Consider the following 26,419-nt stretch of genomic DNA (forward strand, 5'->3'; position numbering starts at 1 on the left):
CATGAATCAGTCTGTAGAACATTTAAACATCCCCAAAAAATCGGCCAAAGCGGGCGATTCGATTCCACACGAAAGCGCACATTTACATGTGACTGGGCAAGCAACATATATAGATGATTTGCCTGAGCTTGAAAATACCTTACATTTGGCTGTGGGGTTTTCTAAATGTGCCAAAGGCAAAATCACGACTTTCGATTTAAGCGCCGTTCGTGCTGCTGAAGGTGTTTATGCGGTTTATGGTGCAGATGATGTCACTATTGAAAACAATTGGGGGCCAATTGTTAAAGATGATCCGATTTTTGCCAAAGATCAGGTTGAATTTTATGGTCAGGCTTTATTCGTTGTCGCTGCCAAAACCTATCAACAAGCAAGACGAGCGGTGCGTTTGGCAAAAATTGAATATGCCGCAGACACACCTATTTTAAGTATTGAGGATGCAATTGAGCAAGAATCATGGGTATTGCCACCTGTCGATTTTAGCCATGGTGACGTGGATGCCGCCTTTGCAACTGCAGCGCATCAGCTCAGCGGTCAAATTGAATTGGGTGGGCAAGAGCATTTTTATTTAGAAGGGCAAATTTCCTATGCCGTACCACAGGAAGATCAAACCTTAAAAGTCTATTGTTCGACCCAACATCCAACCGAAATGCAATTATTGATTTGTCATGCCTTGGGCTACCACATGCATCAGGTCAGTGTTGAAGCACGCCGAATGGGTGGCGGTTTTGGTGGTAAAGAATCACAATCAGCGCAATGGGCATGTATTGCTTCTTTAGTGGCACAAAAAACAGGTCGTCCAAGTAAATTGCGTTTAGACCGTGACGATGATATGAGCTCAACCGGTAAACGTCATGGTTTTGCCTATGAATGGTCGGTGGCGTTTGACAATGATGGGCTTTTACAAGGTTTAAAAGTGCAATTGGCATCCAATTGTGGTTTTTCAGCCGATTTATCTGGTCCTGTCAATGAACGTGCGATTTGCCATATTGGTAATGCCTATTATTTAAATGCAGTGCAACTGCGTAATTTGCGCTGTAAAACCAATACGGTATCGAATACGGCTTATCGTGGTTTTGGTGGCCCGCAAGGCATGTTTGCAATAGAAGTCATCATTGATGATATTGCGCGACATTTAAATATTGATCCAGTTTTGGTGCGTCAACGTAATTTTTTTGCTGAAAAACCGGGCAACGGTCGTGACCACATGCATTATGGTGCAGAGGTTCGTGACAATGTTGCACCCAAATTAGTAGCAGAGTTAATCGAAAGCAGTCAATATCGTCAACGTCGTGAAAAAATTGAGCAATTTAATCAAAACAATTCGATTATTAAGCGTGGTATTGCCCTAACACCGCTAATGTTCGGGATTTCATTCAATGCTGTACATTATAACCAAGCCGGTGCGCTGGTTTATGTATACATGGATGGCACGGTCGCGATTACTCATGGCGGAACAGAAATGGGACAGGGCTTATATACCAAAGTCCGCCAAGTCGCTGCGCATGAATTAGGACTTCCAATTGAACAAGTTCGGTTGATTGCGACCGATACTTCACGGGTACCGAATACCTCTGCGACAGCTGCATCGAGTGGTGCAGATTTAAATGGTAAAGCGGTGCAAAATGCCTGTATTAAAATTCGTGAGCGTTTAGCCAAACTTGCGGCTGAAATTAGCCAAAGTGATGCGGATCAGATTCAGTTTGAAAACAACACAGTCAGCACTAGCAATGGACAATCATTTAGTTTTAATGATTTGGTCAATCGTGCCTATATGGCACGGGTGCAATTGTGGGATAGTGGTTTTTATAAAACTCCAGAAATTCATTATGACCAAGTGAATCATCTTGGTCGTCCATTTTTTTACTATGCTTATGGTGCAGCGGTGAGTGAAGTCGCCATTGATACCTTAACTGGCGAAATGAAAGTGTTACGTGTCGATATTTTGCATGATGTCGGGCGTTCGATTAATCCAGCCATTGATATTGGACAGATTGAAGGTGGATTTATTCAAGGTATGGGGTGGCTGACAACAGAAGAGCTATATTGGCAGCCACAAGGGCAGCATGCAGGGCGATTATTCACCCATGCACCCTCGACCTATAAAATTCCGACCAGTGCTGATATTCCGCATGTGTTTAATGTCAAATTATTTGATAATCAAAATGCAGCAGATACGATTTATCGTTCTAAAGCGGTTGGTGAGCCACCATTCATGCTGGGTCTTTCGGTATTTTCTGCCATTCGTCAGGCTGTACAAGCTGCGATTCCTGATAATGCGCCGCTTCGCTTAAATGCACCGGCAACCGCTGAGGAAATATTACGAGCAATTGCGATTGGCCGTGGGCAGGCTTTGGCTGAACGATCACAACCACATTTGCGTTAATGAGCTACTGATGCAACAACATTTACAATGGTGGAAAGACTTAAGCGCATGGGGGGGTGACCCATGCGCCATAATTTTAGTGACGGTTGTTCGTGCAGATGGTTCAACGCCTAGAGAAGTTGGTGCGACTATGCTATTACGTTTTGACTCACAGCAAAAATGGCAACAGTCCGATACCATTGGCGGTGGGCATCTTGAGTTTCAAGCCATTGATATTGCAAAAGCCATGCTTGCAGGGTCAGAGCAGCGCATCCTTTTTGTCGAGCGTTTTAATTTAAGTGCGCGTTTAGGGCAATGTTGTGGCGGTGTAATGTGGCTATTATTTGAAAAAATAACCTTTTCACAAAAGCAAAACATTGCAGATACCTATACCGCATGGCAAGCAGGACACGTGGTGATCCGTGAACTTCAATATGAACAAGCATCGAAGTGGCATGTATTAAATGAGTCAACAGTCGTCACTTGCGAATTTTGGCAAAAGGAAACTCGTTGGAAATGGCAGCAAGTCATTCAGCCTTATGCCATGAATGTTTTAATTTTTGGCGCAGGGCATGTTGGTGAAGCCATTGTACGTTGTTTGTTGCCCATTGGTGTGAAAATCACATGGGTTGATTCACGCCAAGAGATTTTCCCACAAGATTTACTACCATTTGTCCACTGTATTGATACTGATATTCCCGAGCAAATCATTGAAAAAGTTGACCGTAATACTGCCGTGCTAATTTTAACCCACGATCATCAGTTGGATTTGCAATTGTGTTTTGCGGCATTAAAATCGACACAGCCGCCGTTTGCTTATGTGGGAATGATCGGTTCGAAAAGTAAACGCGCCATTTTTGAAAAGCGGATGACCGCACGCGGCTATAGTCAAACTGAGCTTGGTCGTTTGGTCTGTCCGATTGGGATTGCAGGTATTTCATCGAAACAGCCTGCAATCATTGCGGTGTCTGTGGTAGCACAGTTACTACAAGTCTTTGATGTGAAAAAGTAGGTTGAACCGAAGGTTGAACAGATGTTTAATCAAGTGTGTAAGACGCTGAACAGCATTACATTCAGTTTATTAAATTCACCATTTAAAAAATATCGAATCCATCGAATTATTTCTTCTGCTCAAATTTTGGATTTTTCTCTGCACGTTTTAACAGCACTAAAACTGCCCCTGTACCGCCTTGATTTTCAGGGGCACTGACAAAAGCCAAAACATCACGATGTTGACGTAACCAACCATTCACATAAGTTTTTAAAATGGCTTCAGGGCCTTTGCCATGCACAATTTTAATCACATTTTGATTTTCAGTTTTGGCCATATGAATAATTTCTAATACTGCTGCTCGGGCTTGTTCAACTGTACAACCATGCAAATCAACAGCTTCAAACCAACGTAATTTACCTGCTTTTAAATCTTCAAAGACTTTATGCTGCAAAGTTGCAATGCGGTAGCTTAAGCTTGCCTGACTGGCAACAGGATTTAAAATGGCTTGTGTATCTGAAATGTCGGTCATTTCATGTTCTGTGCCACCTTCGGCAGCGGCACGTTTGGCTAAAGTCTGTGCATCAACTTTTTTCTTACGTGATGCCTGTAAATTGGCAATATTGCCATGATTTATAGGTTGAACCCCTTGCATTGATTTGCTGAAAAGTTGGCTATCATCTTCATAATCAGCATTATTTTTTTGATCTTGAGTTGATTCAGGGCGTGTTTTTATCGCTTGGCTATGCGGATGAGTGATTTGTTTTTTAAATTGTTTTAACAAATCATGCTGGGCTTTAGAAAGAGAAGTATCGTGTTTGCTCATAATTGAATTCGAAAATCTAAACGCTAAATGTTTACGCGCTATTATAGAACGAAATATTTTATGATGACATTGATCTGTGCTTTGAATCTGATTTTTTGCAGTGACAAGCGTATAGCGTTGGCAATACTCCCCATTAATAATTGAATCAATAAGTAGAAAGTGCGAAACCTTTATTATGTTTTAAAATCAGATGGTCTGCTATTGATTGACACTGTAGCTAGCTATTGCCATGCCGTTATATCGCTTTGAATAAAGCGAATAAGTAAAAAGCGTTGGTTTGCAATATAGCCAACGCTCACGAATTTTTAATTCAATTACCCGCAAAAGAAAATACAGTGAGGATGATTGTATACATGTTGATTGTAACGATCGACATTTTGCTGATGCTTTAAGGCTTGCATATTATAACGATCAACATCTTGTTGATGTTTCATGGCATGTTCATTATAGCGGTCAACTTCATATTGATGTTTCATGACTTGATAATTGTGTTGATCTATTTGAGTTTGTTGTCTTATTGCCTGTTCATTGTAGCGATCGGCATTATATTGATGTTGCATTACTTGGTGATTATAACGGTCAACATTATATTGATGTTGGATCATTTGGCGATTGTATTGATCGACATTATATTGATGCTGTATTTGTCGATTTACATAATCATCGTAAGGATCGGCATGGGTTTGAATGGCACTAAAAAGCGTTGAGGATGTGAGTAAAGCGAAGGCAAATTTTTTATATTTCATGAGAGATAAACTACGCTGCTAAAGAAGTTATCTATTTAATCTTGAATTGGAAAAGCTTCTATAAACATTTGGTTGCGTTGTGTTGAGTTATTTTAGATTTTTGCTCAATCATGAATGAAAATGGGGGAATTGCATGTGCATACTGCATTAAGCTATACGTTTTATCTTTAGAAAAGAGCGATCCAATAATTTATTTAGCGGATCGCTCTAAAAGCAAAATTAGATGATTTGTGGTACACCAAATAATGCTGTAAAAGCAACATCTGGACGTGCTTGTTTCATGAAGCTTTCACCAACCAAAAAGCTATGGATGTCATGATCTTGCATCATTTTCACGTCATTTGGTGTAGCGATCCCACTTTCAGTGATGAGTAAACGAGAAGGATCAAGCAGCTTCTTTAAACGAATTGAGGTGTTTAAATCTACATCAAAAGTTTTTAAATTACGGTTATTTACACCCAATAAACAACGCGAATCTAACTTTAAAGCACGTTCTAACTCGGCTTCGTCATGCACTTCAACCAACACATCTAAGTTATGTTCAAACGCAGTGTTCGACATTTCTTCAAGCTGCTGATCGGACAAACACGCCACAATTAACAAAATACAGTCGGCATGTAAGGCACGGGCTTCAATGACATTATAAGGATCAATTAAAAAATCTTTACGTAGTGCTGGCAATTTACAGTGTTGGCGAGCAAGCGCAATATTTTCATCTGCACCCTGAAAAAAATCGACATCGGTCAATACAGACAAACAAGCTGCACCTGCTTGTTCGTATTGTGTTGCAATTTCAGCAGGATTAAAGTTAGCACGAATTACACCTTTAGATGGTGATGCCTTTTTAATTTCAGCAATCACAGCTGGGCGTTTTGAACGCAGTGATTCTGCAAAACCACGAACGGGCGTTGCTTGTTTTGCCCATTCTTCGACATCTTTTAGGCTACGCTGCTTTAAACGATGCGCTAATTCTTCATGTTTGCGATCAACAATTTTACCCAAAATGGTATTTTGAATTTGAATCATTTGGATAGCCTCAGTTGTTTGCATATTGCTTTAATGCTTTGGTAAATTCAGACAAAATACTCATTTTTTCGAGCGCTTGTCCGCCGTAAATAATGTCATGTGCTAAGGCAACGCCTTGCTTATAGCTGTTGGTGAGCCCCGACACATAAATGCCTGCACCAGCATTTAAGGCAATCATATTTGCAGCTTTTTCAGCAATATCCGATTTATTGCGTCCTAATGCATCTTTAATCAGCTTTAAACTTTCGGTGGCATCGGCAACCATTAAATCTGTTAAGGTTTGTGATGGAATTGCTACATCTTCAGGATGAAGCGTCCATTCGGTGATTTCGCCATGCTTAAGTTCGGCGACATGGGTTGATGATGCCAAACTAATTTCATCAAGCCCATCTTTAGAATGAACCACCATGACATGCTCGGCACCCAGTTGTTTCATCACTTCGGCAATGGGGCGACACAATTCATCTGAAAAAACACCCAACACGAAATGTTTCACTCCCGCGGGATTCGTGAGTGGGCCAAGCAAATTAAAAATACTGCGAATACCCAATTCACGGCGTGGGCCAATTGCATATTTCATGGCTTTATGATGGTTTGGTGCAAATAAAAAACCGATGCCCATTTCACGAATACAGCGTTCAGTCTGTTGCATATCTAAATCAAGCTGAATGCCAGCTTGCTCAAGTAAATCGGATGAGCCTGATTTACTAGATACGCCACGATTACCGTGTTTAGCAATGGTTGCACCTGCTGCTGCAATCACAAAACTTGATGCGGTAGACACATTAAATAAGTTTTGACCATCGCCACCTGTACCCACAATATCGACCAAATAGGGAATATCGCTGACATCAATTTTAATGGCCAGTTCACGCATCACCCGTGCAGCAGCAGTAATTTCATCAATACTTTCGCCTTTCATGCGTAGCCCCATCATCAGCGCACCAATTTGTGCATCGGTTGCTTCACCTTGCATGATGCTACGCATCACATCTTGCATTTGTGGCTGAGTCAGGTCGATATTTTTACTGATATGGTGAAGTGCTTGTTGAATATTCATAACGCCCACTTATTTATATGCATCTAAAAAATTTTGGAAGATTTGATGCCCATGTTGGCTCAAAATCGATTCAGGGTGGAATTGTACCCCTTCAACCGGTAGAGTTTTATGCTTCACTCCCATAATTTCTTCGATTGAGCCATCGGCTTGTGTTGTCCAACAGGTTACATCTAAACACTCAGGTAAAGTATCTTGGTCAATCACCAGTGAATGGTAGCGCGTTGCTGAAAACGGCGAGGGTAGATTGCTAAAAATACCTGTGTCATTGTGGTACATGTCAGACAAACGCCCGTGCATGACGGTTTTAGCACGTACGATATTTCCTCCAAATGCTTGACCAATCGCCTGATGTCCGAGACATACACCCAGTAATGGAATTTTGCCTGCAAAATGCTGAATGGCTGCAATAGAAATACCAGCTTCGCTTGGTGAGCAAGGACCTGGCCCAATCACCAAATATTTTGGCTGCCATCGCTCAATGTCCTCTAATGTGACTTCATCATTGCGAACTACTTTTACTTCTTGGTTTAACTCGCCAAAATATTGCACGATGTTATATGTAAAAGAGTCGTAATTGTCCAACATTAGGAGCATTTTGCTTCAACCTTTTGAAATATGATTAAACTGTAATAGTAAGATATTGATCTGATTTAATCAGTTTTACGACTGATTGTTTAAACTCAAGTAACTCACGCTTTGCAGTCGTTACTGTATCAGAATTCAGTTGTTTTGTGACATGCTTAATTGCTGATCTTAGACTGTCAATTGCATCATTTGAGTTGTGGGGAATCTGAATGATCGAGTGAAAAGCGTTGTTTTTAGAAAATGCACCATCATGAATCGAAAATTGTATGATCGCGTGTGTTTTTTCATATTTATTAGGAGTTTTTGCGAGAGCATGGATTTGTAATTTAGATAAGAAGGGTAGTTACTGATCTAATATTACATATGGTCGATGTATTTTTAAGCAAAAATAGTAATGTAATAAATGAGTCGTGTCATTCTATTATCATTTTTTTGGGTGAAGATAATAAAACAACGGTGTATTTGAGCCGCAAGCTGCCTAATTTAGGGAGTAAGCGCACTTATTTAAGGCAAAAATAATGCTTTTGATTCTATAGGTGCATCAAAATGCTAGAATATGGTGCACTTTAATGAGTCAAACGTATAATATGAATAGAATGAAGCGTAGGAAATGATTTCTTTTCTAGCTTGACAGTTGATTCATCACGTTTTAAAAAGTTGGCACGGGAGTTGCTTTATTACGTGCAACTGGTCACACGCACTTCATAAGTGCAATAAAAATACTTTATTGGAGCATAAAGCACATGGCGAACAAGGTCCTTGAACTCATCGAAGAAAGTGGCGCTAAATGGGTCGATTTTCGCTTTACAGATACCAAAGGTAAAGAACAGCACGTAACTTACCCTGCAGATTCAATTGATGAAGATACATTTGAAGATGGCAAAATGTTTGATGGTTCTTCAATTGCAGGCTGGAAAGGTATTGAAGCATCGGACATGATTTTGCGTCCAGATGCAGAGACTTGTTTTCTTGACCCATTCTTTGCAGAAGCAACTGTAGTTGTAACTTGTGACGTTATCGAGCCATCTACTGGTCAAGGTTACGAGCGTGACCCACGTTCAATTGCGCGCCGTGCAGAAGAATATTTAAAATCGACTGGTATTGGTGATACAGCATTCTTTGGCCCAGAACCAGAGTTCTTTGTATTTGACGAAGTGAAGTGGGACATTGATATGTCTGGCGCGCGTCACACGTTAATTGCTGAAGAAGCTGCTTGGTCTACTGGCAAAGATTATGAATCAGGTAACTCTGGTCACCGTCCACGTGTAAAAGGTGGTTACTTCCCAGTTCCTCCTGTTGATTCTTCACATGATATGCGTGCAGAAATGTGTGCCAAAATTGAAGACATCATGGGCACTGGTCGTGTAGAAGTGCATCACCACGAAGTTGCATCTTGCCAATTAGAAATTGGTGTAAGCTTCAACACAATGGTGCGTAAAGCAGACGAAGTACAACAGTTCAAATATGCGGTTTGGAACGTTGCGCATCAATATGCAAAAACTGCAACCTTCATGCCTAAACCAATGGTGGGCGATAACGGTTCTGGTATGCATGTTCACATGTCGATCTCTAAAGATGGCAAGAACTTGTTTGCAGGTGATGAATATGCAGGTTTGTCAGAAATGGCACTTCACTTCATTGGTGGTGTAATCAAACATGCACGCGCATTGAATGCTATTACTAACCCTTCTACCAACTCGTATAAGCGTTTAGTTCCGCATTATGAAGCGCCAATTATGTTGGCTTACTCTGCACGTAACCGTTCTGCGTCTATCCGTATTCCTTACGTGTCTAGCCCGAAAGGCAAACGTATTGAAGCACGTTTCCCAGATCCAATGATGAACCCATACTTAGGTTTTGCAGCGTTGTTGATGGCGGGTCTTGATGGTATTCAAAATAAAATCCATCCAGGTGAAGCAGCAGACAAAAACTTGTATGACCTACCTCCTGAAGAAGAAGCTCAAATTCCAACAGTTGCGCACAGCCTAGAAATGGCTTTAGAAGCGCTTCAAGCGGATCACGAATTCTTATTAAAAGGTGGCGTGTTCACGAAAGAAATGTTAGATGCTTATATCGAATTGAAAATGGAAGATGTTCGTCGTTTAAATACTACAACGCATCCAGTTGAATTTGATATGTATTACAGCTTGTAATTGATATTACTTAAAGAAGCTCGCCTTGTGCGGGCTTTTTTATTGAAGGATATGATCTGTGTTAAATAAATGTCATACTTTGAGTATTGTTGTTAGATAAGATACAAGCCGCATGATTGATCCAGATGAACTATTAAAACTTGATAATCAACTTTGTTTTGCTTTGTACTCAACCCATTTGGCATTAAACCAAATGTATCGCAAGTTACTTACGCCGCTTGGTTTAACTTATCCTCAATATTTGGTGATGCTTATTTTATGGGAAACGACACCTTTGAGTGTTTCTGAGATTGGTAAGCGTTTGTTTTTAGAATCATCCACTTTAACACCTATGCTTAAGCGTTTAGAAAAAATGCAACTGATTATGAGACAGCGTTCCACCCAAGATGAACGACAAGTCTTTATTTCGCTCACAGCACAAGGGCAACAATTAAAACATCAAGCACAAACAATTCCTGAGCTGATTCAGCAACATTCACAGTGTGATTTACAAAGCTTAAATGAATTAAAGCAGCAGTTAGAAGATTTACGTGCTAGATTGATCTAGCATGTTGATGTGTTTGAAAAACAGCAAACAATATCATTAAAGTTACTACAGATTTAAAATAAGTTTACAAACTTCGCTTGTTTTTACAAATATATCGTGTACGATATATTTGTAAGCGATAATAATTGGAGATTAAAAATGTCACTCGAAAAAGTAGTTTATGTAGCCAAAGCCAAAGCAACAGGTGGTCGTGATGGTCGTGCAACCTCTGATGATGGTGTATTAGATATTCAATTGGGTGTACCAAAAGAAATGGGCGGTGCAGGTGGTGCAGCAACTAACCCTGAACAGTTGTTTGCTGCGGGTTACTCAGCTTGTTTCTTGGGTGCAATGAAATTTGTTGCGGGTCGTGACAAAATCAGTATGCCTAAAGATGCTTTTATTGAAGGTGAAGTAGGTATTGGCCCAATTCCAACAGGTTTTAGCATTGAAGTGACGCTTAATGTTCACTTAGCAGGTTTAACGCAAGAAGAAGCGGACAAATTGGTTCAAGCGGCACATATTGTTTGCCCATATTCAAATGCAACACGTGGCAATATTGATGTGACATTAAACGTAATTGTTTAAATTTCTACTCATGTTGTAAATATAAAACCGACTGTTTTTACAGTCGGTTTTTTCTATCTTGTATTTGTAGATCAGAGAGATGCTGTGATTTGACGCAGCAGTTTGGCAAAATTTCAGTTAAACTAAGCTGTATTTTTTTAGATTTTGCAACATGCCTCATTTGAAAACACATCAATTGCAGCATCGTAATATGCCACAATATCTTCAAGCGTGGTTATATGCAGAAGGTTCGCTCACTCGTCAATTAACGCAATTGGCACAGGGGCAATTTCAGGTCGAGCCGATTACAGAATCCTATCAACGGCTTGATCTTTTCAATGCACGTTGGATGAAAATGCCACATCAGCATATTGCATGGGTCAGAGAAAGTTATTTGTTTGGTCAGGACAGTCAGCCTTGGGTTAAAGCCAAAAGTATTTTTCCTATTTTAAGTTTGCGTAAAAAAGCGCGGATTTTCCCACATATTCGCCAGCAGCCAATTGGACGTTTTTTATTTCAGCGTACAACACCCAAATGTCAGCGCCGTGTGTTGTTGTTGGATGAAGGTTGGACGCGGCAAAGCCGTTATACATGGCACGGTTGTCAGTTTATTGTGCAAGAAACATTTTTACCTGCATTTGAGCAATATTTACAGTCTTCGCGTTAAGTAAGGAATATTATGACAGAGGCATCGCACACAACGTGGCAGCAACGCTTACAAGCGTATTATTATTTATGCCGTTTTGATAAACCCATTGGAACAGAATTAGTCTTATGGCCAACGTTATGGGCATTGTGGATTGCAGCAGGTGGGATTCCTTCGGCAAAATTAATTATTGTCATGTTTCTTGGGGCGGTTTTTATGCGTGCCGCAGGTTGTGCGATTAACGATTTTGCCGACCGTAAAGTCGATGGTCATGTGGCACGAACCAAACATCGACCATTGGCGGCAGGCATTATTCGCCCGATTGAAGCGATATTTGTATTTTTAGTCTTGGTGGGATTAAGTGCAGGGTTATTGTTTTTTTTACCCATAAAAACGTTTTATTGTTCATTTGGTGCGGTATTGCTGGCATTTATTTATCCATTTATGAAGCGTTATACCCATTTGCCACAAGTGTTTTTGGGCGCAGCATTTTCTTGGTCAATTCCGATGGCTTTTACCGCAGCAGGACATCCGCTCGATTTAACCTGTTGGTTACTTTATTTTGGTAATTTGGCATGGACTGTTGCTTATGACACTCAATATGCCATTACCGACCGTGAATATGATTTAAAAATTGGAGTCAAATCAACCGCAATTTTATTCGGTCGCTACGATATTGCCATTATTGCATTGTTACAATTACTCAGTATTGGGCTAATTGGCGCTGCATTAGTGCATGAAGATTTACTACATCCGTATGGAACAATTGCTTTGGCATTGGTGGGATGTGATTTTATCTATCAATGGACGCAAACCAAAACACGTGATCCACAGCGTTGTTTTAAAATGTTTTTACATAATCGCTGGGTTGGAATGCTGATTTTTGCTGGTATTTTTGCCGCATTGCTTTAATAATGCAGCATCTTAAGAGGAAATGTCTTATGTCGCAGGATTTAAAACAACGTGACCGTAAACGTTGGACAATTTTTGCTATCGCCTTGTTAATTCCAATGTTGTTGGTATTGGCTTTGTTCTTTGCTGCTCGTCAAGATGCTGAAACCAAACAGCAATATGACCAGCTTCGCACGACCTATGCTGCCGAGCGTCAAGCACGTGCTAATGAACAGCAGCAATTAAGTGGTGAGCAGCAGTATCAGCAATTGCAAAAAGACCAAGAAGCGCAAGTGTCAAATCAGCCAAAGCCATAATCGTGCTTTGATATAGGCAATTGAAAATAGCAGGTTTCTTCCTGCTATTTTTATCTGAAAATTTTAGCCTAAGCTGAAGGTTTTTCTGAAAAAATGGTGTTTTTTTCTGGTGTGGCTTTGGTTTCAAATTTTATTTTAAAGACAGCGGCAGTAATAAATGCCATGACCGCAAGGGCAACAAGATAATACATCGCCCCAATTTTACTGTATTGCCCTAAAATTTGAATAAGCGGTAAGGTCATCCCACCAATAATGGCATAAGAAACATTATAAGAAAAAGAAATTCCAGAAAAACGAATCGGTGCAGGGAACATTTTGACCATGCTACTAGATACCATGCCAACTGTACCCGAGCATAATCCTAATAACATATACAGCATGAAAATACTGGAAGTACCTGCTTGACCAAGGCTGTGATAAAAAATGATGGCAACCAGAGCCAATGCACTTGCTCCCAACATCATCACTTTGGCGCAGCCAAAACGGTCGGCCAGTGTGCCTGCTAAAATACAGCCAAACATTTGCATGATAATGGCTGCACTTTGCATTTGAAAGGTCATTGCACGGTCAAAGCCAAAACCTGCCATGAGTAAATTTGGCATCGCTAAAATCACCACCACTACACAGCCTGTTAAGAACCATGTAAATAACATGCCAATCGCTACTGCGGTTTTATGTTGCTGTAACACTTGTTTCACAGGCAGTTCTTTGGCCAACTGTTGACGTTCCTGCATGGCTTTAAATACGGGTGTTTCATGTAAATAACTGCGTAAATACAAGGAAAATAAACCAAATATCCCACCTGCAATAAAGGCAATTCGCCATGCCCATGCGTGAATTTCATCGGCACTAAATTTAAGGGCAATGCTAAGAGACATGAGTGCACCGAGTAAGATTCCTAACGATAATCCCGCAGTGAGTAGACCATTGGCAAGACCAATCCGTTTTTCAGGCACATGTTCAGAAACAAACGTCCATGCTGCAGGAATTTCACCACCAATTGCAATGCCTTGAATAATCCGCATGAGTAAGAGTAATAGCGGGGCTGCGTAACCAATGCTGTCAAAGGTAGGCAGAACACCAATGATTAATGTAGGTAGTGACATTAGTAAAATAGATAATGAAAATAGCCGCTTACGTCCAACCAAGTCACCGAAATGTGCCATCACGATACCACCAAGTGGGCGAAAAAAGTAGCCCGCGGCAAAAATACCGTAAGTATTGAGCATAGCCCAAAATGGGCTTAAACCACTTGGGAAAAACAAATCAGAAATAATTTTGGCATAAAATACATAGATGACAAAATCATAGAACTCTAAAGCACCACCAAGAGATGAAAGTGCCAAAGTACGTTTATCTTGACGAGAAAGCTGTGGAGTAGCATCCATGCTGCAACTCTAAAATATTAAAATTAGCTTGATCTTACTGGAAAATTGTTTAAAAAGTAACTGATTTGAAAGAGTAAAGTAAAACTTTTAGGTTTTTTTAGCGGCGTAAAAGCAAGGGTAAAATAGAAAATAAAATTCCAATAATGCTAAGTAGTGTAATGTTTTCAATAAAATATGGAAAAATCATTAAGATTAAGCCACAGACGAGAGGTGTGGGCACTTTTTGTTTTTTGCCATACAGAAAATAACCGAAACCAATCGAGCCAAATAGGACACCAAGCAATAACGATGTTGTAGTCATAGAAAAAGTCTGTGCATTTTGTGGTGAAGATTAGCGTGAGAAACTGAAAAATAAATTAATTTTATGCGTTTAAAAAAGATATTGTGATTCGCTTAATTTTAAGTGCAAAATGCAAGTTAAACAGCATCTTGGATTGAAGATAATATGCCCGTTTTACCTGTTGCCCAGCGCGGTGAGAACATTCTAACCTTAAAGGCCGTACCTGTTGCTGCTCGTGAATTTAATAGTGAATGGCTGACTCAATTAGCAGCAGCCATGCATGAAACAATGTGTGAGCGTAATGGTGTGGGCATTGCCGCACCACAAGTTTATATTTCAAAGCGCGTGATTATTGTGGCATCACGTTCGAATCCACGTTATCCCGACGCACCGAATATGGATGCGGTGGTGATGGTGAATCCTGAAATTTTAGAATGCTCGAACGAAACGTGTTTGGGTGAAGAAGGCTGTTTAAGTGTACCAACCGAACGTGGTCAAGTGGTTCGTGCCGAAACTGTTCGTGTACGTTATTTTACGTTGCAGGGTGAAAAAATAGAAACGCAGTATCAAGGTTTTCCTGCCCGAATTTTGCAGCATGAAATGGATCATTTAGAGGGGGTATTGTTTGTAGATCGGTTATAACAATATTTTTCAATGATGATTTAAGATAAAAAATGATGAACTCAATTTCAGCAATTCTTTTAGATGAACATCCTATTCATGGTTGTATACATGACTTAAATGGTATTTTAAGACCTTTTCCGATTTTTGCAATTGATGGAATACCATTAAATTAGTGGCGAGCTTTTATCATATTTAAACTGCTGTGGTGTTTGCCCCAAATGGCGTTTAAACATGGCACTAAATGCACTCGGATTGCGATAACCTAAAGATGCAGCAATCCGATGAATAGATTGACCATCTGCAATTTTACTTAAAGCCAAGGCAATATGCATTTGTTGTAGCCATGCACGATACGCCAACCCTGTTTCCTTTTGAAAGAGACGCATGAGTGTACGTGAACTGGTGCCAATCTCATCGGCCCAAGTGCTTAAATCTTTTAAATTATCGGGTGTTTCGAGTAAAGCCTGACAAATTTTTAAGAGGCGAGGGTCTTTTGGCCAAGGAATTTGAATGGGAAGAAAATTGGCTTGATGAATTTCCTCAAAAATTAAAACTTGTAATGCACTTAACCATTCTTTGGATGTAATGCCATGACTCATCGGAATATCATGTTCTTGATTGAGGCGAATCAGTAATTCATGCAACAAGTTTCCAACTCGAATAATAAAACAATTTGTACCCATCACTTGAGCTGCGTATTCCTCAACCAAAGCAGTATTCATTTTGACATGGCTTAGCGAAATTACACTGTGTTCAATGCGTGCAGGAATCCATAACGCGCATTTGGGTGGCACAATCCAGACTTGGTTTGGGGTGAAAACTTGAATGGTGCCGCTAGATGCATACAAAAGCTGCGCCCTTAAATGCGCGTGTGCATACGTCACTTCTTTATAAAAATGCTGTGAAGATTGACCAATGATCAGTTCTGAATTTAGACTGTTATTGGACATAAAACTCTCAAATTTGTCACTTATACAATATTAATTGGAAGATAATGTTATTTTAGTCATTTTACAATCATTGTTTTACTTGGACAAAAGGGAGCTAAAGGGATGACATCTTTCGCAAAAATTAAAGATGGCTTAGATAAAATAGAGCAACCAGCACCACAAACCATGATTATTCACATTGTTGCTGCTGTAGCAATTGCCCATCTCATGAATGACTTGATTCAGGCAGTTTTACCTGCAATTTATCCAATGCTCAAAGCCAACTTCTCTTTAAGTTTTGTGCAAGTTGGGCTGATCTCAATGGTGTATCAGATTACAGGTTCATTACTACAACCGTGGATTGGGTTATATACCGATAAATACCCTAAACCATATTTATTGCCACTTGGAATGTGTGTCACTTTTTGTGGCATTGTATTGTTGGCATTTGCACCAACTTTTAGCATTCTTTTAATGGCATCGGCTTTAATTGGTGTGGGGTCAGCAACCTTCCACCCTGAAGCGTCACGTGTGGCAAGAATGGCATCTGGTGGACGATTTGGCACAGCACAATCAACGTTTCAGGTGGGTGGAAATACAGGAACTGCAATTGGGCCATTACTAGCCGCCTTAATTATTGTGCCATTTGGCCAGCACGCGGTGGCATGGTTAGTAGTATTTGCGGGAATTGCCATTTGGATTTTAACGCGCGTAAGCCGTTGGTCCATTCAACATGCACAAACATTAATGGCCTCTAAAGCAGGGTCTGGGCAAAGTAAATTACACGGTCGTCAGTTGGTCTTGGCTTTGACAACCATTTGTGTGTTGATGTTTGCGAAATTTACCTATATTGCCAGTATCAGTAATTATTTTACCTTTTATTTAATTCATAAATTTCAAATTAGCCTACAAACAGCACAACTACATTTATTTGTATTTTTAGCTGCGGTAGCACTTGGCACATTTGCAGGTGGCCCAATTGGTGACAAAATTGGACGTAAAACAGTGATTTGGGTTTCATTTTTAGGGATGGCACCATTTGCGTTAATCATGCCGTATGCCGATTTATTTTGGACAACAGTCTTATCTGTAATTACGGGCTTGGTGTTATCATCGGCTTTTTCTGCGATGGTGGTCTACGCACAAGAAGCTGTACCGGGACGTGTAGGAATGATTTCGGGTTTAATGTTTGGTTTGATGTTTGGCGTGAGTGGTATTGCCGCGGCAGGGCTTGGCTATTTGGCCGATGTAAATGGCATTGAATGGGTGTTTAAATTGTGTTCATACATGCCACTATTGGGTTTAGCCACTGGATTTTTACCTAATACTCATCAGAAAAAGTAAATCTTTAGTTTATGGTGCAAGGCAACGTTTAGTTGCCTTGCACAGGCTTTGCACAACCAAATTTTATTTGGCAATCCCAAATTTAAAAACGGTTTTGCTGTCTAATGTTTGCCCCGGATTTAAACGAGTCGATGGAAAACTCGGTTGATTTGGACTGTCTGGATAATGCTGCGTTTCTAAAGCCAAAGCATCACCTTGGCGATATAGCACGCCATCTGCACCTGCAACATAACCCAACAAATGATTTGCTGTATACAACTGAATGCTAGGTTCTGTGGTTTCAACTGTTAAACTTCGTTTTGATTTTGGATCGACCACATAAGCCGCTTGTTGTAGCTTATCTTTGCCTTGGTTAATCAGCCAAGTTTGGTCATAGCCATAACCATATGCTAATTGTTGGTTATTCTTGCGAATATCTTGGGAAATCGCCTTCGGTGTTCTAAAGTCAAATGGTGTGTCTGCAACACTCGCAATTTGACCTGTTGGAAGCGAGTCTTTATCTGTCACTAACACACGGTCTGCATTCAGCTGCACAATATGATCTAACACACCATAAGGACTATTTTTTGCACCTGCCAAATTAAAATAACTGTGGTTGGTTAAGTTTACAACGGTTGGTTTATTGGTTTTGGCTTTATATTCAATACTAAATTCATTGTTGTCCGATAAACTATATAGCACTTCGACTTCAAGTTTACCCGGGAAACCTTGGTCGCCATCTGGGCTGGTTAGTTTTAAAGACGCTTTGACTGTGTCGCCGTTACTGACCAATGGCTTGACTGCCCAAATACGTTTGTCATAACCCGGATTACCACTGTGTAAAGTGTTTGGCCCATTGTTTTTTTCTAAGTTGTAGGTTTTTCCATCTAGCGTGAACTTACCTTGACCAATACGATTGGCATAACGACCAATCAGTGCGCCAAAGTGAATACCTTCTTTAGTATCGGTGATTTCATAGCCTTTTAAGTCGTCAAAACCAAGCACGATATTGGCTTTTTTGCCTTCTGCATCGGGAGTAATGATTTTTGTAATCACGCCGCCAAAGCTAATAAATGAAACAAAAACACCATTTTTATTACTCATGGTGTAAACATCGACTGCTTTTCCATCTTGAGTTGTGCCGTACGGCGCACTTGTGAGTGTTGCAGCAAAAGTGGTGCTGGTCATGGCAAGACTTGCTGCACTTAGCAGCACGATATTTTTTAATTTCATTGATGAGTTTCCTTGAGTATTCTCTTTATCCGACTTTTGCTACCAATGTTTCGTATTTCATTATGGTGAAATCAAGCAAATATTGGGCTTATGCAAAATAGTCTATTGTAAACATCGGTTGGTCAAATCAATTTGATTTAAACCTGACATTCAAGATAACAGCGATTTAGCAACCGAAGCTAAAGATTTGTTATGTATAAATGTATTTTTATTGGCTAGATGAGCTATTTTTTTATAGCGATCATGGGGGGAAGATGCTGTGCAATTTGATCGCCTTATATCATGATAAAACGGCATGTGATTTAAGCCAAAGTGTGCTCTAATTTTTTCAACAGTTGATTGAGGGTTTCGACTTCGTTTGGCGCTAACCGAGACAGAAGTTGGTTTTCTAATTCAATATGTGCAGGAACGCATTCATTAATGATTTTTTCACCTTTGGGGCTTAATTTAACCATCAGGCTGCGTTTGTCATTTGGATCAATCACACGTTCAATTAAATTACGTTTTTCAAGTTGTTGTAAGCGATTGGTCATGGTGCCTGATGTCACCATCATATCTTTAAATAATAGCGTTGGGGTAATTGCTGCATTAGAGCGTTTTAACGTTGCTAATACATCAAATTCCCAAAATAACAAATCAAACTTTTTATAATTTTGCTCTAGTTTTTTGAGTAAATGAACTTCTACTCGTTTAATCCGCCCAATCGTTGCCATGGCCAATAATTCTTGTTCTGCATAGCCTAAAGCTATCCACTGCGCAATAATTTTATCGACTTGGTCATCTTGAAGTTGGTGCATGGCAAAGTTTCCAATGTTGTATTCGTATCATAGCGCATAAAATTATCTTGATGTTAAGATATATTTAAATTATCTTAACATCAAGATAATTGAGCAAGCTATCAAGTCATGCAATCAAATCATGAGATTAAGTATCTGTTTTTAACTTTAATTGCCCCGATATTGTGGGGAACGACCTATTTCACCACCACCGAATTTTTGCCTGCCGATCGTCCATTCTTAGCGGCAATTATTCGGGTACTACCCGCAGGACTGCTACTTACTTTACTCAAAAGAAAATTGCCACATGGACAACAATGGTGGCAGATTTTAGTGCTTTCATTTCTCAATATTGCATGCTTTCAAAGTCTTTTGTTTTTTGCTGCGTATCATTTAGAAGGTGGAATTGCTGCTGCAATTGGCGCCGTGCAACCGCTGATTATTTTCTTTTTGGCCATAGTGGTCGATAAAAAATCAACCGACATGAAATCATTTATGGCTATTTTATTGATGATCTTTGGCATGTGGGTACTTTTGGTATTAGGAAAAGATCAGCAGCATAGTTTTGACGTACTCGGTTGTGCTGCGGCATTTATGGGGGCGGTATCGATGGCATTGGGGACGTATTTGAGTAAAAAGTGGAAGCCAAATGTCGATAATTTAACCTTTACAGGATGGCAACTCTTATTTGGTGGTATTATTTTAATGCCATTATTTTTTGTTTTTGAAACATTGCCTAGCACACTTAGTTTAGCCAATATCTTAGGTTATAGTTATTTGGCAATTTTTGGATCGCTTATTGCCTATAGTTTATGGTTTTTAGGGGTAAGCAAATTGTCGCCAGTAGCTGTGTCTATTTTGGGCGTATTTAGCCCCATGACGGCTTTGTTTATCGGTTGGATTTTTTTGGGGCAACGATTATCGCTGTTGCAAATGATTGGTTTTGGTATTGTACTTGGGTGTGTGATATTTGTACAAATGCAGAGTTGGGGGCAAGGTAAGAAGCAACGATTGTCTCAAGTCTAAGTTGAGGGCTTGAATAGTGTAAATACATCAAAACTAATTGGTCATGCCAATAATTTTTTATATTGCTGCTGCAAATTTTCTTTTGTGAGAAATGAACGTATAAAACGCAGCAGCAAAATAGATGATTAAGCTGCACCAATATTATTGAGTAGTGGGCAAATATTTTGATTTGAACAGGGATGAAATGAAAAAACTTCAGTTTACTTTAAAGCCTTTACTGGCGTGTTTCAGTATTTGCACAATTGTTTCAAGTGTTGCATTTGCAAGCGATGCTTCAGACAAGCTCACAGCGTCTGCATCAACATTAAATCAAGTCATGAATAACGGTGTATTAAAGGTATGCCTGACAGGGGATTACAAACCCTATACGCATTTAAAAGCCAATGGTGATTATGAAGGAATCGATATTGGTATGGCAGAGTCATTGGCAAAAAGTTTAGGCGTGAAAACGCATTATGTGAAGTCGACATGGAAAAGCATTATTCCTGATGTTGTAGCGGCCAAATGTGATATTGCAGTGGGTGGAATTTCGGTGACTTTAGCGCGTCAGCAACAGGTCTTTTTTAGTCAGCGTTTAGATATAGATGGTAAAATTCCATTAGTACACTGTAAAAATAAGAAGAAATATCAAAGTATTGCATAAATTAATCAAACCACTGTGCGAGTGATTGAACCTGTTGGTGGGACCAATGAAGCTTTTGCACATCAATTTTTGCCAAAAAGTCAGTTAATTTTATCGGATGATAATGTCGGTATTTTTCAGCAATTGGTCGATAAAAAAGCCGATGTCATGATTACCGATGCTTCTGAAGCGCGTTATCAAAGTAAACAGCATCCTGAATTATGTGCGATTCATCCAAATGAACCGATGCAATATGGTGAAAAAGCCTATGTTTTACCGATAGGCGATATAATATGGAAAAACTATGTTGATCAATGGCTGCATTTGGCCAAAGCAACAGGTGAATATGATGCAATTGCTAAAGATTGGATTGGTCATTGAGCGTAAATATAATGTTGAAAGATTGGAGCCATAACGACCAAGTTGGCTTTACGAATCGATGAAATCAATGCGATGAGTGTATTACAAAGTTATATATTGTATTAAAAAGCTCCAAAATTGCTAAATTTGCTTCAAAATAAGGCAAAAGAGCAGAAATAATTTTTTCTGAAAATTAGAATGTCATATAATTGTCATAATTTAAATGAAGAATAAGGGGACTTTTTGATCCCCTTTACATGACTGCATGAATTCAACTATTCCTCCTGCACAAAAGTCAGTACAACTTGATTCAGTAAAGCCATCAAATGTACATGTACCGACACCTAAATTTTTTATGCCGGTATTTTTGACGGTAATTATTTCGACATTAATTTATATTGCTTTGCAAGTGAATGCAGATTTGGCCCATGTGCCGGCTTTGAGTCTGTATTCTGTTGTGCTTTTATCGACCGCTTTGGTCATTGCTTTGGGATTCGAGTTTGTAAATGGCTTTCACGACACAGCTAATGCTGTCGCGACCGTTATTTATACCAACTCTTTATCTGCGCCTGTTGCGGTAATGTGGGCAGGCTTTTGTAACTTTTTAGGGGTAATGCTCGCAAGCGGTACAGTCGCTTATGGCATTATTGCATTGTTACCTGTCGAACTGATCATGAATGTGGGCAGTGGTGCAGGCTTTGCGATGGTTTTTGCTTTATTGATTTCCGCGATTTTATGGAATCTCGGTACATGGTTCTTTGGTATTCCTGCGTCAAGTTCACATACGCTAATTGGCTCAATTTTGGGCGTTGGTATAATGAACCATTTACTCAATGCATCTGCGGGTGCAAGCAGTAGTGGTATCGACATGGATCAAGTATTCAAAGTAGGTAAAGCACTGCTATTCTCACCATTAATTGGTTTTGCTTTTGCTGCGGTTGTCTTCTTATTGGTGAAATTTTTCTTTAAGCGTCATTTAGAATTATTTCAGCCGCCAAAGGGCAATGAACCACCACCGCCTATTATTCGTGCGTTACTTATTTTTACCTGCACAGGCGTAAGCTTTGCACATGGTTCAAATGATGGTCAAAAAGGCATGGGTTTAATCATGCTAATTTTAGTGGGCTTGGTACCATTGGCGTATTCATTAAATAAAAATATGGATAGTCAACAAGTACAAAGTTTCACCCAATTATCTGCCCAAACTGCGGTGCTTATTGCACCAAATAATCAGAACGTAGATGACCAACAAGCACAAGCAGTACTTACGCGTTATTTGCAAAATCGACAAGTGACGCCTGAGGTGTTGCCTGCATTAGCAAGTATGACCCATCATTTGGGTCAAGAAATGGCACAGTATCCATCGTTAAAAGATATTCCTGAAAAACAAATCAGTGAAATTCGCAACGATATGTACTTAAGTACAACCACAATGAAAAGCTTAGCTAAGAAAGAAGCATTGCCTCATTGGGATGATGCACAGCAAAAGATAGTCAAAGCTTATCAGAAAAATTTAGACGGTTTCTTACAATATATTCCAACATGGGTAAAAGTCGCGGTTGCTTTGGCACTGGGGCTTGGTACGATGGTAGGTTGGAAGCGTATTGTGGTTACAGTGGGTGAGCGAATTGGTAAAGACCACATGACCTATGCACAAGGTATGTCAGCGGAACTTGTAGCAATGAGTACCATTGCCGCAGCAGATGGTTTTGGTCTGCCTGTTTCGACCACACATGTTTTAAATAGTGCTGTTGCAGGGACAATGGTTGCGAATAAGTCTGGCTTACAAGCATCAACTATTCGTAGTATTTTATCTGCTTGGGTACTGACCTTACCTGTGACAATTTGTTTGTCTGGTGGTTTGTATTGGTTGTTCTTAAAGTTTCTTTAAGTTGCTACCTCATTAATGAATATTAAAAAAGCTTTGCCTCGGCAAAGCTTTTTTTCTGGGATTATTTTAAGCAAAGTTGCTTAAAATAATCCTATAAGTAAAAAGCTGGGGCAGCTTATCCTTTAAATGAAAACTTGGCTTTGACTAAGCCATAAATGGCTGAAAAAGGCAGCGCACTGCGAACCAAATAGGCGCTATTCCATAATCCTCCATGATTGGCACCATCCATCATGAGAGCCAAAGGATGCTCAAGTGAGGCATTTGGTTGTGCTAAAGCATGTGGATTCTGCAAATCGTGAACCCACATTGCGGCCATAATTGCATTGGTGGTTTCTGGTGCAAAAGCTTCGACATCGAACAGATGTGCTCCTGCAAAAGCGGCTTTGAGTAAAGGGTTTTTTATTACAGATTGCGTTGTGGTGGATGGCGCGATATTAATACAAACGTGCTGCCCCTGTGCTTTGGCAACCAATGCGCGCCATTGTTGCAGTCGTTTGGCTAAGGCATAGTTGGGGCCTTGTTCAATCACTAAACCATCGGCAATACTATAAACTTGTCCATTGTCGGCACGAATTGCTTTATGCGTATGCGATTTGAGCAAATGTCGAATTGTTAAGCCCGAAACACCTTGTGCAACCAATTTTTCAAGGGTTGAGCGTTGTTTTAGCTTTTGTTGCGCTTTTTCCATTACTTGTTTGGGCACCGCATAAATATCGGTTGGGGTACACATAAACATTAAACTGCTGTCAGGTTTTTGAGTGCTGACATAGTGCATAATCGCATCCATTGCCATTGCCACGCGAACATGTTTTTCACCATCTAAATACGCAATAGCAGCTAAATCTAAGCGCTCTGGTCGCGTGGCAAGCCATTGGGCAATTTCAGGTGTTTGAGTAAGTAAATTAACGCCTAAGCATTTTGAAAGTTCTGCCGATGCCATGAAGTTTTCACTTGCGGGAGCAATTAAAGTGGCATTACCTGCTTGAATTGTTTTGAGAATGCGCGCCCATACGCGTTCATTGGGTAAATCAATTGCAATGATATTGGCTTTCCATTTAGATAACCATGTTAATGGGCCTGCTTCAGAACCTGCACCAAACAAAACTAAAGTGCGTGCCGACAAATCTAACCATTCTGGATGTGCTTGCACCGCTTTTAATGCAGCCGCATGGCTAGGTTCAATAATGCCTTGTTGTTGCCATTGTTCTACTTGTGCAACTAATGCTTCTCCTTGTAATTTTTGACCTTGATAGGGAATATACCACTCTGGTGCTTCGGTGCTTTGTCCTTGAATTGTGATGGAATAAAGCGGTTGAATATGTGGCACTTGCATAAAATCTTTTAAGCAAAACTTTTGACCATGCCGATAAAACTCAAATTGTTGATGGGCTTTCTTTAAGCCATGTTCAGCAATTTTAATTGAATTTTCACTCACACGAATACTGTGCTCGAGCATGGTTCTTAAATAGTGTGGATATTTTTTACGCCAATTTTTCTCTTTGATAACAGCTTGAGAACTTTTATGGTCAACCAACGCCAAAGCCTCTGACACAATTTGCTGTCCGGTTCGAGATGTGCTGACACGTTGTTGTTCATCTTGTGGGAATTGGAGTCCTTCTCGCATTTGTGACATACAGGCAATCCTTTTTAAATTTCATTATCGTTGGATTAATTATGGCGTGATGTCGTATATTTCGGCTAGCATTTGTTATCAGATTCTTATTCAAAATGTAGCCGAACATGTATTAATTGCATTTTTTCGAATGATTTTGGGGATTGAGTTTTAAGATGTTTGGCTGTGTATGCTGCATTATCACAGCCAAGTGTTTAATTAAAAAGGCAGTTGTGTCAGCTCGGCTAAGAAATGTGGCAATACTTTTGGATTAATTAAAATAGTAACGATGACGCCATAGGCTGCTCCCCAAAGGTGTGCACTGTGGTTAACGTGTTGGCCTGTTCTTTTTGCTGCCCAAATACTATAAGCAACATAAAGTACCGCAAAAATAATGGCGGGAACAGGTACAAAAAAGACTAAAATTAATTTCCAAGGTTTAAATAAAATATAGGCAAATAAAACGGCAGAAACCGCGCCCGATGCACCTAAACTTGCCCATTGGTAGTCATTTTTATGTTTTAAATAACTCGGTAAAATTGCAACGATCAGCCCGCCTAAATAAAATAAAACAAAGCCCATATTAAAAGCATATTGGCGATAGAACTGTTCAATGGCGCTACCGAAAAAGAACAGAGTCATCATATTAAAGAGTAAATGCATACCGTCAGCATGGACAAAACCGTGGGTAATAAAACGATCATATTGACCTTTTTGCATTGCAGGTGGCCAAAAAATCAAACGATTCATGAGTGCCTGATTTGAAAAAGCCATTAAAGAGACAATGACCGTAATGATAATAAGGGTAATACTGTGATTAAACGGTAGATTAAACATAAAGATTTATCGCAAATTAGGCTAAAGAGAAAGAATTCCGACAATTTTAGTTGAATTTTCTCAATTACCCCATATTTTTAGTTAAAATACAGCCTTCATATTGAGGAAAGAACACGTCATGTCGACTGAGAACATCAACTCTGCGGTGGCAGGAACAGAAGAAATTCCAAATTTATTGATTACGCCAACTGCGCAAGAATATTTAGCAGAGTTATTGGCGAAACAAAATACGCCGGGTATTGGTGTTCGTGTGTTTGTTGAAAGTGCAGGCACACCGCGTGCCGAATGCTGCATGGCTTATAGTGCACCTGCAGAAGTGATTGCGACAGATTATAAGCAAGATTATCCAGATTTTCCTGCATTTATTGATGCACCGTCTATCCCATATTTACGTGATGCGGTGATTGATTATAACAAAGATCGTTTTGGTGGGCAGTTAACATTCCGTGCACCTAACTCTAAAGTACCACGCGTTGGTGCAGATGCTTCGATTGAAGAACGTATTGCTTATGTATTGCAAGCGGAAATTAATCCCGGTTTAGAAGGGCATGGCGGTAATTGTAGTTTGGTTGAAGTGATTGACGATGCTGAACATGGCTTAACTGCCGTATTAAAATTTGGCGGTGGTTGCCAAGGTTGTTCTGCAATTGATGTCACTTTAAAACAAGGTGTTGAAACAACTTTACAACAGCATATTCCTGAATTAAAGCGTGTAATTGACCAAACCGACCATAGCCAAGCAGAAGGTGCTTATTTTAAATAAGTTCTTTCATAATAAAAAAGACCTCAATTGAGGTCTTTTTTATTGCTATAGTGAGTGAA

At 39.8% G+C, this 26,419-nt stretch carries 27 protein-coding genes; 15 read left to right on the top strand and 12 right to left on the bottom strand.

All coding sequences use genetic code 11. From position 1 onward, the window contains the following. Position 1: 1 nt before the first annotated feature. Entirely contained in the window at positions 2–2,383 is a 2,382-nt protein-coding gene (gene xdhB / locus FXN70_RS00365; RefSeq protein ID WP_324645440.1) for a xanthine dehydrogenase molybdopterin binding subunit, read from the top strand. 10 nt (positions 2,384–2,393) lie between these two features. Further along, positions 2,394–3,374, top strand: a complete 981-nt coding sequence (xdhC, locus tag FXN70_RS00370; protein WP_324645441.1) for a xanthine dehydrogenase accessory protein XdhC — start codon at positions 2,394–2,396, stop codon at positions 3,372–3,374. A gap of 106 nt (positions 3,375–3,480) precedes the next feature. Here xdhC and FXN70_RS00375 read toward each other — a convergent pair whose 3' ends face one another. From FXN70_RS00375 to FXN70_RS00395, 5 genes are all read right to left on the bottom strand, one after another. Further along, positions 3,481–4,179, bottom strand: coding sequence for a Smr/MutS family protein (locus tag FXN70_RS00375; RefSeq protein ID WP_324645442.1), 699 nt, complete (start codon positions 4,177–4,179; stop codon positions 3,481–3,483). A 314-nt stretch (positions 4,180–4,493) separates the two neighbouring features. Beyond that, positions 4,494–4,925 carry a hypothetical protein gene (locus tag FXN70_RS00380; protein WP_324645443.1) on the bottom strand — a complete coding sequence of 144 codons (432 nt, stop codon included), beginning with the start codon at positions 4,923–4,925 and terminating at the stop codon, positions 4,494–4,496. Positions 4,926–5,144: 219 nt separating this feature from the next. Beyond that, on the bottom strand, positions 5,145–5,951 hold the full coding sequence (gene trpC, locus FXN70_RS00385) for an indole-3-glycerol phosphate synthase TrpC (protein ID WP_324645444.1): 807 nt from the start codon (positions 5,949–5,951) through the stop codon (positions 5,145–5,147). Between the two features lie 10 nt (positions 5,952–5,961). Further along, positions 5,962–7,011: an anthranilate phosphoribosyltransferase gene (trpD, locus tag FXN70_RS00390; protein WP_324645445.1), complete on the bottom strand. Its 1,050-nt coding sequence runs from the start codon at positions 7,009–7,011 to the stop codon at positions 5,962–5,964. A gap of 9 nt (positions 7,012–7,020) precedes the next feature. Then, a complete protein-coding gene (locus tag FXN70_RS00395) occupies positions 7,021–7,605 on the bottom strand; it encodes an aminodeoxychorismate/anthranilate synthase component II (RefSeq protein WP_324645446.1) in 585 nt (194 codons plus the stop codon). A 734-nt stretch (positions 7,606–8,339) separates the two neighbouring features. On the opposite strand from FXN70_RS00395, the gene glnA reads away from it, so the two are divergent. From glnA to FXN70_RS00425, 6 genes are all read left to right on the top strand, one after another. Continuing rightward, the gene (glnA, locus tag FXN70_RS00400; protein WP_324645447.1) at positions 8,340–9,749 is read left to right on the top strand and encodes a type I glutamate--ammonia ligase; all 1,410 of its coding nucleotides are present in this window, start codon (positions 8,340–8,342) and stop codon (positions 9,747–9,749) included. Positions 9,750–9,864: 115 nt separating this feature from the next. Next, on the top strand, positions 9,865–10,296 hold the full coding sequence (locus tag FXN70_RS00405) for a MarR family transcriptional regulator (protein WP_324646035.1): 432 nt from the start codon (positions 9,865–9,867) through the stop codon (positions 10,294–10,296). A gap of 138 nt (positions 10,297–10,434) precedes the next feature. Next, positions 10,435–10,863, top strand: a complete 429-nt coding sequence (locus FXN70_RS00410) for an organic hydroperoxide resistance protein (RefSeq protein WP_324645448.1) — start codon at positions 10,435–10,437, stop codon at positions 10,861–10,863. A 151-nt stretch (positions 10,864–11,014) separates the two neighbouring features. Further along, entirely contained in the window at positions 11,015–11,509 is a 495-nt protein-coding gene (locus FXN70_RS00415; RefSeq protein WP_324645449.1) for a chorismate--pyruvate lyase family protein, read from the top strand. Positions 11,510–11,521: 12 nt separating this feature from the next. After that, the gene (gene ubiA / locus FXN70_RS00420) at positions 11,522–12,400 is read left to right on the top strand and encodes a 4-hydroxybenzoate octaprenyltransferase (RefSeq protein WP_324645450.1); all 879 of its coding nucleotides are present in this window, start codon (positions 11,522–11,524) and stop codon (positions 12,398–12,400) included. Positions 12,401–12,429: 29 nt separating this feature from the next. Beyond that, positions 12,430–12,696 carry a hypothetical protein gene (locus FXN70_RS00425; protein ID WP_324645451.1) on the top strand — a complete coding sequence of 89 codons (267 nt, stop codon included), beginning with the start codon at positions 12,430–12,432 and terminating at the stop codon, positions 12,694–12,696. A gap of 68 nt (positions 12,697–12,764) precedes the next feature. On the opposite strand, the gene FXN70_RS00430 is transcribed toward FXN70_RS00425, so the two are convergent. Together FXN70_RS00430 and FXN70_RS00435 are read right to left on the bottom strand one after the other, a co-directional pair. Next, a complete protein-coding gene (locus tag FXN70_RS00430; protein ID WP_324645452.1) occupies positions 12,765–14,084 on the bottom strand; it encodes an MFS transporter in 1,320 nt (439 codons plus the stop codon). Positions 14,085–14,181: 97 nt separating this feature from the next. Next, positions 14,182–14,385, bottom strand: coding sequence for an amino acid transport protein (locus tag FXN70_RS00435; RefSeq protein WP_324645453.1), 204 nt, complete (start codon positions 14,383–14,385; stop codon positions 14,182–14,184). Positions 14,386–14,529: 144 nt separating this feature from the next. Between FXN70_RS00435 and def the strand changes: the two genes are divergently transcribed. Next, complete coding sequence (def, locus tag FXN70_RS00440) at positions 14,530–15,006, top strand: peptide deformylase (RefSeq protein WP_324645454.1); 477 nt, start codon at positions 14,530–14,532, stop codon at positions 15,004–15,006. A 146-nt stretch (positions 15,007–15,152) separates the two neighbouring features. Here def and FXN70_RS00445 read toward each other — a convergent pair whose 3' ends face one another. Next, positions 15,153–15,938 carry a helix-turn-helix transcriptional regulator gene (locus FXN70_RS00445; protein ID WP_324645455.1) on the bottom strand — a complete coding sequence of 262 codons (786 nt, stop codon included), beginning with the start codon at positions 15,936–15,938 and terminating at the stop codon, positions 15,153–15,155. A gap of 102 nt (positions 15,939–16,040) precedes the next feature. Between FXN70_RS00445 and FXN70_RS00450 the strand changes: the two genes are divergently transcribed. Continuing rightward, positions 16,041–17,261 carry an MFS transporter gene (locus FXN70_RS00450; RefSeq protein WP_324645456.1) on the top strand — a complete coding sequence of 407 codons (1,221 nt, stop codon included), beginning with the start codon at positions 16,041–16,043 and terminating at the stop codon, positions 17,259–17,261. 63 nt (positions 17,262–17,324) lie between these two features. On the opposite strand, the gene FXN70_RS00455 is transcribed toward FXN70_RS00450, so the two are convergent. Then, the gene (locus tag FXN70_RS00455; protein WP_324646036.1) at positions 17,325–18,428 is read right to left on the bottom strand and encodes an aldose epimerase family protein; all 1,104 of its coding nucleotides are present in this window, start codon (positions 18,426–18,428) and stop codon (positions 17,325–17,327) included. A 347-nt stretch (positions 18,429–18,775) separates the two neighbouring features. Then, entirely contained in the window at positions 18,776–19,270 is a 495-nt protein-coding gene (locus FXN70_RS00460; RefSeq protein WP_324645457.1) for a MarR family transcriptional regulator, read from the bottom strand. 108 nt (positions 19,271–19,378) lie between these two features. Here FXN70_RS00460 and FXN70_RS00465 point away from each other — a divergent pair, with 108 nt between their 5' ends. The 4 genes from FXN70_RS00465 (at position 19,379) to FXN70_RS00475 (ending at position 23,148) form a co-directional block, all read left to right on the top strand. Then, the gene (locus FXN70_RS00465; protein ID WP_324645458.1) at positions 19,379–20,275 is read left to right on the top strand and encodes an EamA family transporter; all 897 of its coding nucleotides are present in this window, start codon (positions 19,379–19,381) and stop codon (positions 20,273–20,275) included. Positions 20,276–20,459: 184 nt separating this feature from the next. Further along, a complete protein-coding gene (locus FXN70_RS11955; protein WP_420714342.1) occupies positions 20,460–20,918 on the top strand; it encodes a transporter substrate-binding domain-containing protein in 459 nt (152 codons plus the stop codon). 21 nt (positions 20,919–20,939) lie between these two features. Continuing rightward, complete coding sequence (locus tag FXN70_RS11960) at positions 20,940–21,278, top strand: hypothetical protein (RefSeq protein ID WP_420714343.1); 339 nt, start codon at positions 20,940–20,942, stop codon at positions 21,276–21,278. A gap of 244 nt (positions 21,279–21,522) precedes the next feature. Continuing rightward, complete coding sequence (locus FXN70_RS00475) at positions 21,523–23,148, top strand: inorganic phosphate transporter (RefSeq protein WP_324645459.1); 1,626 nt, start codon at positions 21,523–21,525, stop codon at positions 23,146–23,148. A 115-nt stretch (positions 23,149–23,263) separates the two neighbouring features. Here FXN70_RS00475 and FXN70_RS00480 read toward each other — a convergent pair whose 3' ends face one another. Then, on the bottom strand, positions 23,264–24,781 hold the full coding sequence (locus FXN70_RS00480) for a hypothetical protein (RefSeq protein ID WP_324645460.1): 1,518 nt from the start codon (positions 24,779–24,781) through the stop codon (positions 23,264–23,266). 198 nt (positions 24,782–24,979) lie between these two features. Beyond that, a complete protein-coding gene (locus tag FXN70_RS00485; protein ID WP_324645461.1) occupies positions 24,980–25,597 on the bottom strand; it encodes a rhomboid family intramembrane serine protease in 618 nt (205 codons plus the stop codon). Positions 25,598–25,715: 118 nt separating this feature from the next. On the opposite strand from FXN70_RS00485, the gene nfuA reads away from it, so the two are divergent. After that, positions 25,716–26,360 (top strand): Fe-S biogenesis protein NfuA, encoded by a 645-nt coding sequence (gene nfuA / locus FXN70_RS00490; RefSeq protein WP_324645462.1) that lies wholly within the window; start codon positions 25,716–25,718, stop codon positions 26,358–26,360. Positions 26,361–26,419: the final 59 nt, after the last annotated feature.

This window comes from Acinetobacter sp. MD2 (genome assembly GCF_035615575.1).
In the GTDB taxonomy this organism is placed as follows: Bacteria; Pseudomonadota; Gammaproteobacteria; order Pseudomonadales; family Moraxellaceae; genus Acinetobacter.

Bases quoted from the DNA above. Each gene is read 5' to 3' on its own strand.
- FXN70_RS00410 (WP_324645448.1), top strand. From the start codon at position 10,435: ATGTCACTCGAAAAAGTAGTTTATGTAGCCAAAGCCAAAGCAACAGGT.
- FXN70_RS00380 (WP_324645443.1), bottom strand. From the start codon at position 4,925: ATGAAATATAAAAAATTTGCCTTCGCTTTACTCACATCCTCAACGCTT.
- FXN70_RS00415 (WP_324645449.1), top strand. From the start codon at position 11,015: ATGCCTCATTTGAAAACACATCAATTGCAGCATCGTAATATGCCACAA.
- ubiA (WP_324645450.1), top strand. From the start codon at position 11,522: ATGACAGAGGCATCGCACACAACGTGGCAGCAACGCTTACAAGCGTAT.
- trpC (WP_324645444.1), bottom strand. From the start codon at position 5,951: ATGATTCAAATTCAAAATACCATTTTGGGTAAAATTGTTGATCGCAAA.
- FXN70_RS00455 (WP_324646036.1), bottom strand. From the start codon at position 18,428: ATGACCAGCACCACTTTTGCTGCAACACTCACAAGTGCGCCGTACGGC.
- glnA (WP_324645447.1), top strand. From the start codon at position 8,340: ATGGCGAACAAGGTCCTTGAACTCATCGAAGAAAGTGGCGCTAAATGG.
- nfuA (WP_324645462.1), top strand. From the start codon at position 25,716: ATGTCGACTGAGAACATCAACTCTGCGGTGGCAGGAACAGAAGAAATT.
- FXN70_RS00465 (WP_324645458.1), top strand. From the start codon at position 19,379: ATGCAATCAAATCATGAGATTAAGTATCTGTTTTTAACTTTAATTGCC.
- FXN70_RS00450 (WP_324645456.1), top strand. From the start codon at position 16,041: ATGACATCTTTCGCAAAAATTAAAGATGGCTTAGATAAAATAGAGCAA.
- FXN70_RS00395 (WP_324645446.1), bottom strand. From the start codon at position 7,605: ATGCTCCTAATGTTGGACAATTACGACTCTTTTACATATAACATCGTG.
- def (WP_324645454.1), top strand. From the start codon at position 14,530: ATGCCCGTTTTACCTGTTGCCCAGCGCGGTGAGAACATTCTAACCTTA.
- xdhB (WP_324645440.1), top strand. From the start codon at position 2: ATGAATCAGTCTGTAGAACATTTAAACATCCCCAAAAAATCGGCCAAA.
- trpD (WP_324645445.1), bottom strand. From the start codon at position 7,011: ATGAATATTCAACAAGCACTTCACCATATCAGTAAAAATATCGACCTG.
- xdhC (WP_324645441.1), top strand. From the start codon at position 2,394: ATGCAACAACATTTACAATGGTGGAAAGACTTAAGCGCATGGGGGGGT.
- FXN70_RS00425 (WP_324645451.1), top strand. From the start codon at position 12,430: ATGTCGCAGGATTTAAAACAACGTGACCGTAAACGTTGGACAATTTTT.
- FXN70_RS11955 (WP_420714342.1), top strand. From the start codon at position 20,460: ATGAAAAAACTTCAGTTTACTTTAAAGCCTTTACTGGCGTGTTTCAGT.
- FXN70_RS00475 (WP_324645459.1), top strand. From the start codon at position 21,523: ATGAATTCAACTATTCCTCCTGCACAAAAGTCAGTACAACTTGATTCA.
- FXN70_RS00435 (WP_324645453.1), bottom strand. From the start codon at position 14,385: ATGACTACAACATCGTTATTGCTTGGTGTCCTATTTGGCTCGATTGGT.
- FXN70_RS00445 (WP_324645455.1), bottom strand. From the start codon at position 15,938: ATGTCCAATAACAGTCTAAATTCAGAACTGATCATTGGTCAATCTTCA.
- FXN70_RS00460 (WP_324645457.1), bottom strand. From the start codon at position 19,270: ATGCACCAACTTCAAGATGACCAAGTCGATAAAATTATTGCGCAGTGG.
- FXN70_RS00375 (WP_324645442.1), bottom strand. From the start codon at position 4,179: ATGAGCAAACACGATACTTCTCTTTCTAAAGCCCAGCATGATTTGTTA.
- FXN70_RS00485 (WP_324645461.1), bottom strand. From the start codon at position 25,597: ATGTTTAATCTACCGTTTAATCACAGTATTACCCTTATTATCATTACG.
- FXN70_RS00430 (WP_324645452.1), bottom strand. From the start codon at position 14,084: ATGGATGCTACTCCACAGCTTTCTCGTCAAGATAAACGTACTTTGGCA.
- FXN70_RS00480 (WP_324645460.1), bottom strand. From the start codon at position 24,781: ATGTCACAAATGCGAGAAGGACTCCAATTCCCACAAGATGAACAACAA.